General features: G+C 59.7%; 8 protein-coding genes and 8 pseudogenes. 10 read left to right on the top strand and 6 right to left on the bottom strand.

Annotated elements, in window-relative coordinates; genetic code table 11:
• Positions 1-41 precede the first annotated feature (41 nt).
• Positions 42-1,067, bottom strand: a pseudogene (locus tag OH764_RS34140) (IS110 family RNA-guided transposase).
• 1,042 nt (positions 1,068-2,109) lie between these two features.
• Here OH764_RS34140 and OH764_RS34135 point away from each other — a divergent pair.
• From OH764_RS34135 to OH764_RS34115, 5 genes and pseudogenes are all read left to right on the top strand, one after another.
• Positions 2,110-2,661 (top strand): annotated as a pseudogene (locus tag OH764_RS34135) (SAM-dependent methyltransferase); the annotation flags it as partial.
• A complete protein-coding gene (locus OH764_RS34130) occupies positions 2,662-3,270 on the top strand; it encodes a lipocalin family protein (RefSeq protein ID WP_498851750.1) in 609 nt (202 codons plus the stop codon).
• 190 nt (positions 3,271-3,460) lie between these two features.
• Positions 3,461-3,654: pseudogene (locus OH764_RS34125) on the top strand (NAD/FAD-binding protein); the annotation flags it as partial.
• A gap of 861 nt (positions 3,655-4,515) precedes the next feature.
• Entirely contained in the window at positions 4,516-5,496 is a 981-nt protein-coding gene (locus tag OH764_RS34120; protein ID WP_498851386.1) for a MerR family transcriptional regulator, read from the top strand.
• Between the two features lie 427 nt (positions 5,497-5,923).
• Positions 5,924-7,741 (top strand): hybrid sensor histidine kinase/response regulator, encoded by a 1,818-nt coding sequence (locus OH764_RS34115; protein WP_498851385.1) that lies wholly within the window; start codon positions 5,924-5,926, stop codon positions 7,739-7,741.
• Between the two features lie 296 nt (positions 7,742-8,037).
• Here the strand turns inward: OH764_RS34115 and OH764_RS34110 are convergent.
• A pseudogene (locus OH764_RS34110) lies at positions 8,038-9,142 on the bottom strand (IS5 family transposase).
• 649 nt (positions 9,143-9,791) lie between these two features.
• On the opposite strand from OH764_RS34110, the gene OH764_RS34105 reads away from it, so the two are divergent.
• Entirely contained in the window at positions 9,792-10,604 is an 813-nt protein-coding gene (locus OH764_RS34105) for a hypothetical protein (protein ID WP_498851384.1), read from the top strand.
• A gap of 798 nt (positions 10,605-11,402) precedes the next feature.
• Here OH764_RS34105 and OH764_RS34100 read toward each other — a convergent pair.
• The gene (locus tag OH764_RS34100; protein WP_498851383.1) at positions 11,403-11,801 is read right to left on the bottom strand and encodes a hypothetical protein; all 399 of its coding nucleotides are present in this window, start codon (positions 11,799-11,801) and stop codon (positions 11,403-11,405) included.
• 316 nt (positions 11,802-12,117) lie between these two features.
• On the opposite strand from OH764_RS34100, the gene tnpA reads away from it, so the two are divergent.
• Both tnpA and tnpB read left to right on the top strand, forming a co-directional pair.
• On the top strand, positions 12,118-12,582 hold the full coding sequence (tnpA, locus tag OH764_RS34095) for an IS66-like element accessory protein TnpA (RefSeq protein WP_498851382.1): 465 nt from the start codon (positions 12,118-12,120) through the stop codon (positions 12,580-12,582).
• Positions 12,582-12,935: an IS66 family insertion sequence element accessory protein TnpB gene (gene tnpB / locus OH764_RS34090; protein WP_498851381.1), complete on the top strand. Its 354-nt coding sequence runs from the start codon at positions 12,582-12,584 to the stop codon at positions 12,933-12,935. The genes tnpA and tnpB overlap by 1 nt, the downstream gene beginning before the upstream one ends.
• A 236-nt stretch (positions 12,936-13,171) precedes the next feature.
• On the opposite strand, the pseudogene OH764_RS34085 reads toward tnpB, so the two are convergent.
• A pseudogene (locus OH764_RS34085) lies at positions 13,172-13,393 on the bottom strand (transposase); the annotation flags it as partial.
• A gap of 234 nt (positions 13,394-13,627) precedes the next feature.
• On the opposite strand from OH764_RS34085, the gene OH764_RS34080 reads away from it, so the two are divergent.
• On the top strand, positions 13,628-14,866 hold the full coding sequence (locus OH764_RS34080) for an IS110 family RNA-guided transposase (protein WP_498851380.1): 1,239 nt from the start codon (positions 13,628-13,630) through the stop codon (positions 14,864-14,866).
• A gap of 19 nt (positions 14,867-14,885) precedes the next feature.
• On the opposite strand, the pseudogene OH764_RS34075 reads toward OH764_RS34080, so the two are convergent.
• Positions 14,886-15,944 (bottom strand): annotated as a pseudogene (locus OH764_RS34075) (IS256 family transposase); the annotation flags it as partial.
• A 70-nt stretch (positions 15,945-16,014) separates the two neighbouring features.
• Between OH764_RS34075 and OH764_RS34070 the strand changes: the two are divergent.
• Positions 16,015-16,173: pseudogene (locus tag OH764_RS34070) on the top strand (transposase domain-containing protein); the annotation flags it as partial.
• 363 nt (positions 16,174-16,536) lie between these two features.
• On the opposite strand, the pseudogene OH764_RS34065 reads toward OH764_RS34070, so the two are convergent.
• A pseudogene (locus OH764_RS34065) lies at positions 16,537-17,670 on the bottom strand (IS110 family RNA-guided transposase).
• Positions 17,671-17,709 lie beyond the last annotated feature (39 nt).

Genomic DNA, 17,709 nt, shown 5'->3' with positions numbered 1-17,709 from the left:
CCGTTTCGCGTCGAAGGTTTGCCGACAGCCTCGAATCGTAGTCAGTCTGCCACTGGTTCGAGCTTGAAGTCATCGCCATATTTCAGCACTGCCCACGCCAGTCTCGCGTTCTTTGCGGCAATCGCGATGGCGGCCGACCAGGAGCCCCGGCGCTCGATCAAAGTTCGAACCCATCGGCTGAGGCGATCCTGTTTCTCGCCGAGACTGGCAATAACGGCTCGGGCGCCGTTGACCAGCAGGCCGCGCAGGTAAGCGTCGCCAGCCTTCGTGATGCTGCCCAGCCTCGCCTTGCCGCCACTGCAGTATTGACCGGGCGTGAGTCCGATCCAGGCCGCCACCTGTCGGCCGTTTCTGAAGTCGTGCCCGGCACCGATGCTGGCGAGCAGCGCACTGGCGGTGGTTGGGCCGATGCCGCGCAACTGCATCAGCCTCTTGCCACGCGCATCCTCACGCGCGTTCTCGGCGATCGCACGGTCGTATTCGAGCGGGCGAAACTCGATATGGCTGGCGTGCTCAAGCAGATCGCCGATACTGCGCTTCGCTCAGCCAGGCAATGTGTCCAGATAGTCCGTAATGTACCTGCGCAACTTCTCCGGGCTCTGTGGCAGCACCACGCCGAATTCCGAAAGCAGGCCTCGTAACCGGTTGTAGGTTGCAGTCCGCTCTTCGACGAAGCCTTGTCGTGTCCGATGTAGGCAAAGCGTCGCCTGCTGATGTTCGTCTTTAAGCGGCACAAACCGCAGGCTCGGGTGCGTCACCGCTTCGCAGATTGCAGCAGCATCTGCCGCGTCGTTCTTGCCGCGCTTGCCCGCCATGCGATAAGGCGCGACAAGATTGGGCGCCATAAGCTTGACGTTATGGCCGCGCTGCTGGAACATGGCGGGCCCAATGATGCGCGCCGCAGCACGCTTCCATGCCAATGAGGCACGCAGGCAACTGTGCGATCAATCCGCCAGTTCATCGCGCAGAACACGCGGCTTGATCAGCGTCGCTTTACCGCTCTCGTCCACACCGTGAACGGCAAATACATTCTTGGCAAGATCGATTCCGATAGTGACAATAGGCATGGACTTCCCCTTTCGTTGGTGTCGATGAACGTTCGCAACTTCATCCTGGCACATTGATGCCGACTCGCGGCTTCCGCCGCAGCCTCGGGACGGGGAAGTCCCTTTCATTCTCTCTAGGTGCGTCGCCCAGCGGTCATCCCACCGTAATAGTCATCGTGGCGGGCGGGATGAAATTCGCCTGACGATCCGAGCTGCGGTAGCCGCAAACCGAGGCACATAGGCCGCCGATTGGGGGCCTTTCTGTTCTGGCATCAAGACCTCTCTGTATCTGATGCATCCAAACCAACGAGTCGTCCGTAAAAAGAGATAAATCGCATATGGAGCATGCCGTGATGTGCCCAAACGCCGTCGTTGCAGTGTCTGTAGCCGAGCTGGCCTTAAATTATGCCGTCGTCTGGCTGTGGCGACTACGCACTGACGACGCTGGCATGATGGACTCCGTATGGGACGCCGCCCCAGTCTGCGCGGCGGTATATTCGGCGCTCGACGGACCGGGCGTGCGATTGAAGCGGCTGCTCGCCGTGCGAGGTGGCGTCGTATGGGGGCATGCCGCCTGTCACGCATCTGTGGCGCCGCATTTCCGTCAAGCCCGAGGCCGCACGCAACCGGCAGTTTCGCGATTAGTGGGGGGGCGGGGCCACCGCCGCGCAATTTATTCCGATCCGATTGCGCTGCCGCTCACCGTCGCGAGCGACGCGCCGCACGCTTACGATCTTCACAGTGCTTGCGTTCTCAACCGCGTCGACCTCGCCCATCGACACAACATGCGCCATCGCGGTCTGGTTGGGGCCATGGCTGGCAAAGCTCTAGCCGATTACCGACTCGACCGCCGACGACCGACGCCGGAACGACCTTTGCCGCGCGTGCCTGTCGCGGTGCTCGCAGGCCCACCTACTTTTTCCGAGCTCACGCATTGGCTCGCTTCAACCGTGCTCGCACTTCCACTGCCGTGCGCCGAATTACCTTTGATTCACTCCTGATGATGGCCTAGCTCTCGATAAAGATCTCCGGAATTCCGCTTCCTGAAGCACTTCTCGTCAGAATGCGTGCCGGCTACGGCGTGGACTGCGCACGGCAGTGCACTGACTCCGTGGTCGCCATCGCACGACCAGCGCGATCGCCTTGCCCCACCACAAGCCCACTCCACACAACGACCCGTAAGATGAGTACGACCCTCACCAATTCGCGCAACGCCGAGACCATCGACAATCATTGGATCATCTCCTGCCGCGAGCGCCGATTGCTGTCCGCAGCGCTGTTACGGTTTGGCATTCGTCGGCTACTCCGAGCACGCCTGCGTGACGATGGCAGAGTAAACAGCGAGCGCAGCGCTGGAGCGTTGCAGCGGTTGGTCGCCGAATTGCGTGCAGGCCTTATCGCGATTGAAACGCCATTCGCCAATCCCCGGCAATACGAAGTGTCGGCCGCGCTTCTCGAGGCCCATCTCGGACAGCACAAAAAGTACTCGTGTGCTTACTACAAGCGCGGCGACGAAACGCTGGCCTTGGCCGGGGCAGCCATGCCCGATTGCTACGCGATGCGCGCGGTGCCCCCCGACGCGCAGCGCATTGTCGACTTGGGTTGCGGCTGGGGATTGACTTCCCGCTTCAAACTTCTCGCCGCAACGCTCGCCTTCGCCGTCGCGCTCGGGGCCCTGACGGGTTGTATGAGCAGACCACCCAATCAAAATCTCCGCGCCACGCTACCGCTCAAGACGGTACCCGTGGACCTGCCGCGCTACATGGGCCGCTGGTACGTAATTGCCCATATGCCGTACTTCGCTGAACGGCACTTCGTCGCAAGCCGCGCCGAGTGGACGCTGCGCCCGGACGGCCGCATCGACGACACGTTCATCGGCCGCAAGGGCGGTTTTGACCAGCCCGAGCGGCGGTACCAGTTTCTTGATACCGTGAAGCCCGGCAGCGGCGGCGGCGAGTGGCACGTCCGGCTATTCTGGCCCGTGTATGTCACCCAGCTTACGCTTTATGTTGATCCCGACTATCGCTACACAATTCTCGGCTACCCAGATAAGACGCTCGGATGGATCTTTGCGCGTGAACCGCAGATCAGCGACGACGACTACCGCGCGCTGCTCGCCCGGCTCGATGCAATGGGCTACGACACGTGGCGGTTCATGCGCGTGCCGCAGGTGCCCTCGCAACTCGGGCAGCCCGGCTTTGAGCGACCGGATAACGACGATTGAGCTGGACGCATGCATCTGTTCACCGGGTTCTTTGCATCTGTGAGAACGCAACCCGATACCGGCGAAGAGCAGACGTCTTTCGATGCATTGTGCACCCGTCAGGACGCAGCCCGGCCCGCGCATTGCTGCGGTGGGCACCGGCATTTTCGGGAGGGCAGCGCTGATAGTTCATGAGATACTCAAAGATGCGAACTGCGTCACAGTGGTCACGGACTAGGCCGGCCCCGAGCGCTTGGACGCCACCGTGCTAGCGAGCCACGCCCCCACCAGCCTGCGATTGCTCGCGGACGCCGGCCACGCTGAACGCCGCGGGCTTGGCGCCGTTCGCTGCGAAGTAACATCGCCATGCTGCACACGGATAAACGGCTGCTGCCGCGTCGCCAACACCAGTTCATTCGCATGATTGCGGCAGTGCCGCTTTTCGATCGACGTACGCAGCGTACCATTTCTGCAAGAGCATAAAGCTCAAATCCTGTGGACTTGCGTTCTACCGCTGTGCTTCTTGACACTCGCCACTCGCGATGGCGGTAATGATGGGACCGGTCGACAGAGACCGCAAAGACCCTCGGGGCGCGAACATGTGCGCGGAACTGGGCGCGGACAGGAAGACACCGGTGGCGATGAAGAGGTGCTCAAAGACGCGGTAACGGGCTTGTTGGCTGATCAATGGAAAGCGTCCTTTTTTCTCCTATCATGGTAGCGAAGGCATGATCCCGCTAGCCACCTCAAAGCCTGCCTCAACCTGCATTCCGAGCCACCCTCTGGAGGAATGTATTTTTTTTACAATAGACCGGTTTCGGCAGACGTCGCCAAGCAAAGTGCCAAGAGATGGCCTCGGCTCATTCAGACGTCGACGTCCTTGCGGTGAGTATTCCGATCAGTTCATCATAGGCGCCGCAACGGTCATAGAAATCGACGTGGTGGCGGACTCCGCTACGGTCAAAAAAGTGATGGCAAGGAAAGTGGCTTACGAGCGCGACGAACAACGAGCCATGAGAAGTTGAGACGGAGCATGAATGTCGGGCTTATCGTCAACTCCACTGGGGGCTCTCGCGTACCCGCAGTCGCAGCGCCTCGATCGCCGGACCCTGCCAATAAAGGCCGCGATGTACTGCAAGGCTACCCGTGCCATAAGAACCAGTGCTCGACATAGCCGCCAAAAAGCACTTGTGCATGTAGTCGGCGCGAGTTAAAATTTGAACTCGCGATGAGTTTGACATTAACCTGCAAAAGTGAGATTGCCTCGTGTCGAAGCGCGATTTGAGGATTCGGCAGTATAGAAGCGGAGAAGCTGCGAAGGCTGCGCGTATGCCGGCCGCAACCCTGCGTATCTGGGAGCAAAGATATGGAGCTATATCGCCTCCCACGAGCGATTCCGGCCAGCGGCTTTACTCCGAGGAAGATCTGCATCGGCTGCGGCTTCTCAAGTCGCTGGTCGACAAAGGACATGCCATCGGATCAATAGCGAAGATGAGCACATCAACGCTTGAAGCGCTCCTTATGAGCGTCCCCAGACGCGAAACGCCCCAAGTTGACGAAGCTCAGGCTGGCCAAGTCGCAATCGTAATGGCCGGATTTCCGCTGCAGGTGTCGAGTCGATCGGTCGTTGCGCAGTTTGACAGCCTCGATGCCCTGCTGAGCGACAGTATTGACGGCCGCGCGACCGGCTTGATTGTTCAAGTAGCGGCGCTTTACGACGAGACTGTGAAGAGGATCGTGGCAGCAGCGGAGCGTCTCGGTGCAGCCGAGACAGCAGTGGTGTTTCCGTTTGGGACGAAGCGCGCAATCGAGCTGGCAGCTCTCGAAGGTTTGACACTTAAAAAAGCTTCGGATGGGGCTATGCGTGCGGATGAAATTGTGGCCGAACTCGTTTTGATCCTAAACGACCGAAACAGGCGCGACGCCGGCCAGCGCGGCCTATGGCTGCGGTCGCAACGTCGCTTTGACGACGCGGCGCTGGCGCGATTCGGGGCATTGTCGTCCACAATAGCCTGCGAGTGTTCCCGGCACCTTTCCGAACTGGTGCTGCAGCTGTCGGCATTTGAACGATACAGCGATGCCTGTCAGTCGCACTCCCCCGCCGACGCGCTTCTGCATCGCCATCTAGGCGATGCAGCGAACCGGGCGGTCCAGATGTTCGAAGCGGCTCTAGCTGAGGTAATCGATCATGAAGGGTGGGACGTAGACGGCGTGCCGGGGACGAAGCGGCTTGCTTCCAAATCGTAGGTTGACTTGCGGCAATCTTCGCGGTTAAAACATGCGCCAATGCGCATCACTTCGGAGGACAGTTTGCAAGCTTCTGGCCGCCACACGTGCCTCTACCCCTGCGCCACTGTCAGCGGTCGGGATGTATGACAGTCGCAACTGCGGAAGCAGCCTACACTTTGCGCTGGCGAAGCTTTGAGAATCTTCGTAGCCACGCGGCAAAACGGCTCCTGTTACTCACATTGACCAGATGATTAAGACGCTACCGCAGTTTGGACCTTTCCCTGAGCTTGCCGTATATCTGGAGCGGAGAAGGGGGCTAGTGACCCGCCGCTGGCTTCGCGCTGTTCGGTCAGACCCGGAGTTAGTGCAGGCCGGTATGTTGCCCACTGGACAACTGGTCGATCACCTTCCCTCCCTTTACGAGGAGATCTGTTCGGCGTTACGGATGGAAAACATTACGCTCGCCCGCTTGCAAAGCAATGCTAGAGCACATGGTCGTGATCGATGGACGCGTGGCTATCAGCTTGACGAGCTATACCGAGAGCTCAACCAGCTGGAGCGCGTTATGCACCGGGCCGCACGCGAGTTCTTCGCTGCAACGTCAATAGCTCGTGCTGCGCAAGCTGCGGCTCATCAGGTTCTTGAGGACTTATTCAGCGCCACCATACACACCGCTATTAGGCAGCTCGTTGCCGAACAGGATGACCGCATCGCCGCGACGATTGCCCAGCGCGACGAGGCTCTCGACGCCCAGCGAAAGAGCGAGGTACGGCTCAGAATTGCCGCATCGGCAGCTGGACTAGGTATTTTCGAGTGGGATGTTCCGACGCGATCTGGGGTCTGGGAAAATACGCGCATGTATCAAATCACAGGTCAACCCGAGTCATTGGGACCTCTTTCATGCAGGGCGTTTGTGCGCGAGCTTGTCCATTCGGATGATGCCGAAGCGGTAATTTCGCATTACATGGCGAGCATGCAAAATGGTGACGACTTCCACTCCATCTTCCGAATCCTGCGTGTCGACGACCGAGCGGCGCGCGTGGTGGAGATGCACGGCCGCTTCGAAACGACTGCGGACGGTCTGGTCCAGTCTTTCATTGGGACCTTAGGTGACATTACGCAACGCACGCTCGCAGAGGAAGCGCTTCGGGAGACGGATCGCCGCAAAGACGCATTTTTGGCAACACTAGCTCACGAATTGAGAAACCCGCTTGCGCCGATCCGCAATGCGGCGCAAATTCTAAGGCAGGTTAGCGCAGACATGCCGCCTAAGGCCGAGTGGGCATGTATGACTGTTGAGCGGCAGTGCTCACATTTGACTCGTCTGATTGACGATCTAATGGATGTTTCACGTATCAGCAGCGGAAAAATCCGATTGCAACGTGAAGTGTTTGATATTCGGGAGGCGATCCGGAGCGCTGTGGAAATTAATCAGCCCATCGCGGATGAGCACCACAGTCCTATCAACGTCACGATGCCCGCGCGGCCTGTCTTTGTAGACGGTGACCGGACAAGATTGACCCAAGTGTTTTCAAATCTGCTTGACAACGCAATCAAATTCTCGGGCGATGGAACTGAAATCACCGTACGCTCGGCAGTTCGTGGCGATCGGGTTGAGCTTGTTGTGAGCGACATGGGCATGGGCATCCCCGCGTCGCAGCTCGTCCACATGTTCGAGGCGTATGTTCAGCTTGCCGCGCCAGATGGTCGGTGGCGTCCCGGACTGGGTATCGGGCTTTCTGTGGTCCAAAACCTCGTAGCTATGCACGGTGGCCGCGTGACTGCAGCCAGCGACGGGTTAGGAAAGGGATCGCAATTCACTGTAACGCTGCCAACGACAACATTAGCCACCGTAATTACAGACTCGAAGCATTCGCGTAGAAAACCGATGAGACAGCTACGCGTACTCATTGTCGATGATAACCGTGATGCCGCTGAATCACTGGCGCTCATCCTCCACGGGCATGAAGCTAGATGCGCCTTTGATGGGGAAACGGCGATTGTCGTCGCGGAAGCGTTTCGTCCCGACGCCGTGGTGCTCGACATCGGCTTACCTGGGATCAGCGGGCATGTACTGGCGCAGCGGCTAAGGGCGCTTCCGCAAACCGCATGCGCCGTACTTGTTGCGCTCAGCGGATTCGGTGGGCCGGAAGACATTGCGCGTTCACGGCAAGCCGGATGTGATCAGCACTTCGTCAAGCCAGTCGATCCGCAAGCGTTAATTGAATATCTCCGCGACATGGCAGATAAGCCGACGCATTAAACATCGACAATCGCCGCTCACCGCTCACCGCTCACCGCTCACCGCTCACCGCTCACCGCTCACCGCTCACCGCTCACCGCTCACCGCTCACCGCTCGCGGCAGAGCATATCGATCGGGTGTTCATCGGGTGTTCTCTAGCAGGCTGTTGAAACGCGCCCCGTCATGACGACCGAAGCTACGTTCAGGAGACTTGCGCGTGCAATTTCCCGCTGAACTACCGGTTTGCCGCGCGATGCGCGCGGGGCATGGGCACGCATGCAGCCCTGCTGGCGCGCAGTCTTCACGCCGTGACGGCTCATCGCGCCGCTGCTTGCGGCACCACCCCTGGCATTCGGGCCATGCGGGTCAGATTGCTCGCAACCATCGTCAGCTTGAAGCGCTGGTCGACGCGCTTGATACCGCGATAGACCATCTGCCAGATCCGACCGACCGTTTTACCCCAGCCGAAATGCTCTTCGATTCGTTTGCGGACGATCTGGCTAATCCGGTAGCCCCGTATGCCGCGAAGTGCGACCGTCGATTGCGCTGCCGCCCCAACGCTCATCTTTGCGCGCGACATGCGGTGTCACGTTGCGAGCGCGGCAATCGTTCACGCAGTCGCGGGTGTCATACGCCTTGTCGGCACCAACTGTCTTCGCATGAGCGCCTGGCATGCAATCGAGCAATTGCAATGCGCTGGCCTGCTCGGCGAAACCATCTGCGTGACTGACCACGGCGCCGACCACCAGCCCCGAGCGATTCTCCATCAGGATGTGACCGTGGTAGCACAGGATGGCCGGGCTCCTGTGGCTCTTCTTGAACAATCGCGCCTCCGGATCAGTAGTCGACTCGTGCGTGGCATTGCTACGTCGCTCGCCTTTCCGGTCAGTGTCGGCGTTGCGGCCACCGCCGGCTGGCGGACCATCGTCCGGGCCGTCCTTGCGGCGGAAGCTCTTGTGACTGGCCCACGCATGAATTAGCGTGCAGTCCACCGAGAAATGCTCTCTCGACAACAAGCCCCGCTTGTCTGCCAGACCCATGACTTCGGTGAAGAACGCTTCCACGACTGCATGCTCCAGAAGCCGGTCGCGGTTCATCGAGAACACCGAGTGGTCCCACACCGCGTCCTCAATCGCCAGCCCGACAAACCAGCGGAACAGCAGGTTTTAGCGCAACTGCTCCATCAGCATGCGCTCGCTGCGCACCGAGTAGACACCTGCAACAGCAGCGCCCGCATCAGCTTCTCAGACGCAATCACGGCACGGACCGTGTCCGCGTAGATGACGCTGAACAGCCCGTTGAGCCGTTTCAACGCGTCATTCACCAGCAACCGGATCGGTCGCAGGGTGATCTGCCGGGACGAAGTCCTAGAGCTTGACCGTCGTGAACAGGGGCTCCTGCATCTCATCCATTCCGCGCATCGCATCCGCTGCCAAAGATCATGAACACGATATCCATAACGCCCGTCCCTCAAACCCCGTGCACACGGGACCCAAATTCAACAGCCTGCCAGGCAGTCGGCTTCTGCGTGAGCCGTGGCGCGGATGAATAGCATTCGATTCTTCGCGCGCTGCGTGCGAGCGGCAAATAACGTACCGGCGGCCCTTTGTATCCGCAGGTGCCGAACGTTCGTCGATGATCAGTGCCAAGTACGACGCCGTGCCGACTTCGCGCACCAGCGGCAAAGCGGTAACTTGGTTTATCCTGATTGGACGCCGCCTCGCAAGTCAGCAGATCCTGAGGTGTGTTACCGATGCCCTACTGCAGCTGCACCCGACTCAAATAGATACGGCCTTCGATGTCGAGGAACTGCCGTGCCGGACGTGGCCGTGATTCCCCAGCGCAGTCAAAGGTGGTACGCCGGCAAAGTGACTAGCATCGCGTGCATCCTGAAGTGAGCCAGCCGGTCGAGAGCAACTGCATCCGGGCTCCGCCATCGCGTAAGCGATTTGACTGCCGCGCCGAACGAGAAGCGTCTCGTGTGCGCAAAGTGCCACGCGATTTCGGATCGATCCAACCGCAATCAACGGATAGAACACTATGATTACGGGTGAAATCAGGAGACCCAACTTGGAATCAGTCAATCTTCCCGTTATTGCGAGCGTCGCCGATGCGTCGTCGGCGAGTGTCAGCGATCAGGAGGCTCCAATTCGCAGAGCCGCGCCGGGCACCTCTCCCGCGGGTTCCCCTGTGCCGGCATTATTGGCAAACCTCCCAAAACGCAGCTTACCCACCACTTCGTCGCAGAGCGCCGAAACGCTAGCATCATGGCAGCGGATGCAGAACCCGGCAGCGCACCATGCGTTTGAGAAATTACCCAATGAACTCGTCCAAGACATCGGCGGTCGCCTGCAGGGAGCTGATTTGCGAAATTTCTCTCAGGTAAATTCGAATACGCGGCACGCATTGTCGGATGAGGTGTGGAGTCTCAACCTCAGCACCAGTGCTCGGCGAGTCGCCAGCTCGCAAGATGTGTCGAATGTAATGTCAAATATCAGTAAGTTGGAAAGACCGGTGCTGCGAATTGAGCCGCTGAGCAATCTGGGCGGCTTGTGGGATCTTCACCCCGCAGCTAGGAATGCCGCATTTAACAGCGTGATGAAAGTCGCCGCCAGTTGCGACTCTTCCCGAAAACAGCTGATGACCCCACTTGCCCTTAGCTTCGCGGAACTTAACACTCCTGCTGAACGGTCGCAGGCTTTAGACCAATTAATCGAGCAGGTTAGGCAATTGCCCCTCGATCAACAAGCAGACATGATGGGAACGATCCGCGTGGGAATCTCTACCATTGCTCCCACTGAGCGAATACTACTAAAAGGTCGAATCATGCAGGAAGAGATCAGAATTCATCGAGCTTCTCTGGGCAACCGCGGCCACGAGTGATAAGAATTGAAAGAGCACCACGGGTGTCGCCGTTCACTAATTGCAAAGCGACAATGCAGCGGGTGAGCCAGGACCCGGCGCTCCAGATGCGGGCGCTACGTTCACCTTCTGTCGCGAGTCGTCGAAACGCTCCCACAAGGCGTACCGGTCAGCGCCAGCAAACGCTGATCGTGCGTCGCCTGCTGCCTAGTTGTCAGCGAGGCGGTGACCAGCCGGTGTGCGGCCCGCTACTCGGGTGTGGCGACGAGGCACAAAGCCTTCCAAGGGCGGCAACGGGCGGTATCAGGTCATGCTGACGTCGGAATTTGTCGATAGCAGCCTGAGCGAGAATGACGCTCTGTGCGGTCTGCATCGCCACCGGTAGCAACAGTTCGACCGGACGACGATCGTGCCGCCGATGAATTGCGCAAGGCCGATCCTCGCGTGCGTGTTTCGTCGCATCCGGCGTGCAGGTCTTTGACCGCCGACATGAATGAACTTGAGCGGCTACGGCGCCGACTATTGGCTCATCTGGGCATCTGGAGCGCCCGGTCCCCGTATGCAGTCCGGTAGCGCAGCTAGTTCATCGTAAGCGCGCGATTTCGCACACCTAGCTTCCGTTATTGATACGGCTCAGGATCGCGTCCGCAACCCAACTTTGCGGACGCAATCCATGACAGATGTGAACTTTCGCCGTTAAGGAGGCAAGCCGTTTTCGGCATAAAAGCGCCAGGGACATTTCGGCGTTTAGGCGCCAGTAGATTTTCGCCGTAAAGGCGCCACTGGCGTGTGAGTCGGGCGCTCGAACTTCGCCAACCGCTACCCTCCCGGCGCACATTTGCTCCGGAGGGTGGCTTGAGGAGGAAGTTCGAGATGTACCAATATCGACAGGTTCTGGTGCGAATGCGCCAAGGGGGGGCGCAGGCCGAGCAGGCAAAGATGGCGCGAGAGCCGGTCCAGCAGCTTCAGATAGCGCAGACGGGTCGATGTGCCGGGCGCGCAGTCACGATCCAGGTCGGGAAAGAAGCCGTCGATGTGGTCGGTGCCGGACTCCGTCACCGTGACGCCGCGACCTGTTAGGTAGAGGTGGAATCGGGGGAACATCGAGCGGTGCTGGACGATGGAGCGCTCCGCGACCGCACGTCTGTCCGCGCCAGTTGGTTCGGCGCGTTGCCATTCGCCATAAGCCCTCCGGGTCAGTCCGCCAGAGTTCTGCATCCGTAAATGCGTATTTCGGACGAACGCGACTGGCCGTTTCGGGATGGTGACCGGCGATTTCGGCAACGTGACCGGTCGATTCGGAAACGTGACCGGGCGGACCGGAAGGCAGGATTGGCGTTGTGCATGACATCAACCACGCGGGCTATCCTCCCGGGCTTTGGCCGGAAAGACGATGCCGCGCACCGGATGAACATGCGCATGATCAAGGACGTTTTACGACTTAATTTCGTAAGCGCGCGATTTCCCACACCTAGCTTCCGATGCAGAGAAGGCACACGATTGCGTCCGCACCCCAATTTTGCGGACGCAATCCATGACAGACGATGACCTGAGCATTTTACCCCTGCGCGTGACTCGTGTTGGTGCCGGCGGCAAGCGAAGCTTCGACCCAGCGGACAAGCGGCGACTGGTCGAAGCCTGTCTGCGGCCAGGCACCTTGCTATCGGACATCGCCCTTAAGGCTGGCGTGAACGCCAACCAGTTGCATAAGTGGGTTCGGGCGGATGAACAGGGTCGGCCCTCAATCGTGCGTGACATGCCTGTCGCATCGTCAGCGTTTGTTCCAGTGGTCGCGATCGACGAACCTGCAACGGTCATGGCATCTATCCCCGCGTCGCACCACAGTACCAGCGCAGAGCCATCCTGCGTTTCGCCGCGCTCGACACGACTGGCACGGTTGTCGGCCCACCTGCCCGACGGCGTTAAGCTTGAACTCGAATGTTCAACAGACCACGTGGCAATCGTAAATGCGATGGTCGTCGCGTTGGAAGCGAGCTGATGTTCCGCTTCGAGGCTGACCTTAGGGTCTTCCTGCATCGCGAACCGATCGATTTCCGCGCAGGTATTAACAGCCTCGTGACGCTGGTCGAGCAGTCGATGCTGCTGGATCCGTTTGAGCGCGCAGTGTTTGTGTTCCACAACCGCAGACGCAACCGGATCAAGCAGCTGTTCTACGAGCGGGCCGGATTCTGGTTAATGTTGCGACGTCTTGAGCAGGACCACTTCGTGTGGCCACGCCGACAGCAGGCCGTGATTGAATCGACGATCGAGCAGTTGCAATGGCTGCTGGAAGGCATCGACGCCGACGCAGTCCGTCGCCATCCGGCCCGGCGATACCGTTACGCGAGCTGAACGCCAGGCGTGACCCGTCATGACGGCTGGCCGCACCGTTACAAATTCACGTAAACCCACTGGGCGTCGCGTTGCTCTTTCCTGGGAGCATGAACGAGGACGACTTCGCCCGATTGCCGCCGGCCGCCTAGGCCTATATCCGTGAACTCGAGGCACGCAACCAGCAACTGGGCGAACGGATTATTCTGCTAGGGAGGTGTCAGGAATTTCGTGTGCTGAGGTCGGGTTAAAAGATCTCAGCTGATGGCGGCGGTGAATCGCTCACCGAACAGAATGGCGAACTGATTGACTGCTTGCCGCCAGGTGATAGGCGGCATCTTCCAATCCTTTTCGATGTTGCGCAAGGCCGGGTACAGCAACTTGCTGGCGGCTTCGTCGCTCGGGAAGTGACCGCGGTTCTTGACGATCTTACGCAACTGCATGTGCATGCTCTCGATCGCGTTGGTAACCGGCATGATATAGCCGGTGCCTCACGGTCCCGCGCCGTGCAGTTCTGGCGTATGGTGTGACCATCCGGGACAAGGGGCACCGGGGAGCACTTCGGGTGGGCAGGCCGTTCTTATACGATGAGCCGCGAGCTCGTGTTAGTAGTTGGCCGCCCCTGCGACCCGCCCGGTTGCGCTGCGAGCGCGAATCCGTAGTTGTCGTGCTGTCCCACCGGCTCCCAACAGTCATCTGAATGGGAGACGATCATGCGAATCGTAGGGCTGGATGTTTCGCGCTCCGTGGCCGAGATCGCGTATCTCGAGGACGGTGTGCTGCAGGCCGGCGGTCGTGCCGGGCTCAGACGCGACGAACTGGAGCGCTTTGCCGCAAGGTTGCGCAGTACCGATCATGTGGTACTCGAAGCGACGGGCAATACCGCTGCCATCGTCAACGTGCTGCGCCCCCAAGTCGCGCGCGTCGCGATTGCGAATCCACTGCTGGTCCGGCTCATCGGCGAGGCACGCGTCAAGACAGACAAGATTGATGCGGCGGTGCTGGCACAGCTGTACGCGAGCCATTTTCTGCCGGAAGTCTGGATGCCCGACGAGAGCACCCTGGCGCTACGCCGACAGGTCTCGCGCCGATCACAACTCGTGCGGCAACGCACGAGGCTGAAGAACGAAGTGCATGCAGTGCTGGCTGCGCATCTGATTGAGCGGTGCCCCGCTACTGATCTGTTCGGAAGAAAGGGACGCGTGTGGCTCAATGCCCAACCGCTGCCGATGGACGAGCGTCTGGGCGTCGAGCAACGCCTGCGGGAACTGGACCGTCTTGGTCAGGATCTGCACGAGGTGGACCAGGCCTTGGCGCAAGCCAGTATCGGCGACGAGCGGCTGCACAGGCTGCTGACCATCACAGGCGTCAATACCACTGTGGCAATCGGCCCGCTGTCGGCAATCGGCGCCGTTGAACGGTTTCCCAATCCGGAGAAGCTGGTGAGCTACTTCGGGCTGAACCCGTCGGTCTATCAGTCGGGCCCAACGCCCGCCAGGCACGGTCACATCACCAAGCGCGGACGTTCTTATGCACGGGCATTGCTCGTCGAGGCAGCCTGTGGCGCAGCACAGGCGCCCGGCCCTCTGCGCGCTTTCTTCCTGCGCGTACGCGACCGTCGCGGCCAGCAGATCGCCATTGTCGCGACGGCACGCAAACTGGCGGTCATCGTGTGGTACGTGCTCACGCGCAATGAGCCGTTCGCCTGGGATCGTCCAGCCCTGACCGCACACAAGCTGCGCGCCCTGGAGCTGCAATCCGGCATGCCTGCACAACACGGCTCGCGCAAAGGATTGGCTGCAGCTTACAGCCTGAAGAGCGTACGCGACCAGGAACGGGCTGTCGCCGAGCAGGCCGAGCGCACCTATCAACGGCTGTTCTCAAGATGGAAACAGGCGCGACCCAAAGGACCCGAGGCACCTCTGCTATGGCCGAGCACACGGAACTCATAAAAATATCGCCCAGGGGCTTGTCGATTTCATCCGTCGTATAAATGATTTTGCGTACTTCCGGTGGATAGGCGAAGAACGGGATGACTTGTTCCCATTGGCGCTGCCACATCGCGGCGACCGTTGGGAATTTCCTGCCCCATTCGTTTTGCGAGAAGGCTTGCAGCGCCGCCTCAGCCGCTTCGGCGGTAGCGGCCTGATAGATCGGCTTGAGCGCGGTTGCCAGTGGCTTACGGTCCTTCCAGCTAGCCAGATTCAGCGAATTGCGGATCAGGTGCACGATGCACGTCTGGATCTGCGCGGCCGGATAGACCGCCTCGATCGCTTCGGGAAACCCGCGCAAACCGTCGACCACCGCAACCAGGATGTCGTGCAAGCCGCGGTTCTTCAGTTCGTTGAAGACCTTCAGCCAGAACTTGGCGCCTTCGGTTTGCTCGATCCACAAACCGAGCACTTCCTTGCGGCCATCGGCCCGAATGCCCAGCGCGAGGTACACCGCCTTGTTCCTGACCGTCCCCTCGTCGCGGATCTTCAGCCGAAGTGCGTCGAAATACACGATCGGGTACATCGCCTCGAGCGGACGCTGTTGCCACTGTTCGACTTCGGCCAGCACCTCGTCGGTGACGGTCGAAATCAGATCGGGCGACACCTGTCGACCATATAGCTCCAGCAAGTGGCCCTGGATCTCACGCACGCTCATGCCGCGCGCGTACATGCTGATGACGTGGTCGTCGAAACCGGGCAGCCGGCGCTGGTATTTGCCCACCAACTGCGGCTCGAACGTCGCCTGCCGGTCACGTGAGATATCCAGATTCAGTTCGCCGCTGGGCGTGATGACCGTCTTGCGGCTCGTGCCGTTGCGGTGGTTGCCGGCCTTGCCTTGCTCAGCCTCGTTCTCCAGGTGATGCGTGAGCTCGGCTGACAGCATGCGCTCAGCCAGTTGCTTCTTCAGTTGCCCGGCCAGGCCCGATTCGCCGAGAACCGACTCGGCATCCTTGTTCTGAATCTGCGCCAGCAGTTGATCGATCAGCTCGTCGGGGAACAGCTTCGGCGCCTTCGGGTTCTTGCTCTTCTTGGTCACAGTTGCTTCGGTGATAGGACATAATTTCCGTTATCGTCTCATGACCTCGGCACACTAAAAATCTGACAGGCTCGGGTCATGCAAGCTCAATGGGATCAACCCCCTCAGCTACCTTGAATATCTCCTGACCCACATCGCTGATCACAAGATCAATCGCATCCGTGAACTGCTGCCATGGAATGTGGCAGACAGACTGCCCGTCATGTCACCTCCACCGACCTCCCTCTGATCATTACCCTTCGGTCCAGTATCACTATCATCCCTCGCGCGCGCGAGTTCCATCGAACGGCCCTCGCGAGCCGCTGATATGACTTTCCATGTCAATGGCGATACCTGCGTTTTTGGCTTTTCCATAGGCAAAGGAATTTCCTGAGGGCGACGTAGCAGTAAGGCCGACGGTGAATCACGCTGATATCCGCGGGTTGGGTACCGCATTACGGAGGTCCGTCATATGAGCCTGCCACTTTCTTACGCCGCCAGTCGGCCTGCTGTCTGCCGTCGCGAAGCGGCGCCGTGGGTTGCTCTTGTACCGGGCTACGCCGCCTTCAGGAAACTCTCAAGAATGTTGTGACGGTGTTTTGCCTCGTGAGTGTTATGCCTGCTGTGCAGCGCGCCGCGGCAATGCCAGTGACATCGCCATCCGGCCGATATCCCAGATAAGCCCGCGAGTTCCCGGGCAACAGCTACCACCGCAACATTGACGTTCTTGCCTCGCGTCGCAAGTTTGCGATACTTCTTGCATAGCCGTAGCTGTGCGTCCCACGCACGATCGACGATCGCCTTTGGAATGCCTTCGTGTCGAGGCTGCAGTGTTTTACCTACGCGGGCCGGATGTCGGTAGCTCCACGCTGCTTCGACCAGCAGCTTTCTTGCATAGCTGTTGCCCGCCTTGGTGACGCCCCCTTGGCGTCGCGTTCCTCCGGACGAATGTTCTGAAGGTGTGATGCCCAGCCACGCCATCAACTGGCGTGGATGCTCGAAGCGTGAGAGATCGCCGAGCTCGGAGATCATGCCGACTGCCGTAATGAACTGGATGCCGCGCATCGCCTGTAACGCCAGCACTGCCGGATAGAAACCCCACTCGACGACGGCTTCGCGCAGCGCCACTTCCAGTCGCTCACACTGTGCTAGCCGATCCTCGATTGTGCGTCGATGTTCTTCAAACGCAAGTTGCCTCCATGCTGTCTCGAAGGAATATTTGCTTAGCCAGCGTCGATGTGCGGCGCCCCAGTCCGCGCGTCCGACATAGTGCACAACCGTGGCTTAGCAGGAAGGACTTCAGTCGTTGTCGCGCGTGCCGTAAATCGTCCCTCGCCGATGCCCAGGCTCGCGCCAAATCCCTGAACGCCTCGTCCTCGACGCTTGGTACATATACCGCTGAGAGGTCGCCGGCACGCAGCGAACGCGCCAGCTTTATCGCGTCGCGTCGGTCAGTCTTGACCCGTTCTCCAGGCTTCCGTGGAATCAATGATGGCGCACATACCATGCAGTCGAAGCCTTGCTTGACCAGACGCCGGTACAGCCCGTAACCGCAGGGCCCAGCCTCGTAGACGACTCGGATATGCCGCCCTTTGGATCGCAGTCGCTTGCACAGGCGATCAATTTCCGTCGGCGTCGTCCCGATCTTACCCATTAGCTCAACTTCACCCGAATCAATCGCATAGGCAACTGTGATCGATTCCTTATGCACATCAAGCCCGACGTACACCGTGCTATCGTTGTCCATGCTGGCCTCCGTGGGGAAGTTGCCGGGGTGCGGCCTTTG

This window comes from Burkholderia sp. M6-3 (genome assembly GCF_050858985.1).
Lineage (GTDB): Bacteria > Pseudomonadota > Gammaproteobacteria > Burkholderiales > Burkholderiaceae > Paraburkholderia > Paraburkholderia caledonica.
Note: the sequence above shows the minus strand (reverse complement) of the source record. Positions and strands in the feature narration are given on the sequence as shown.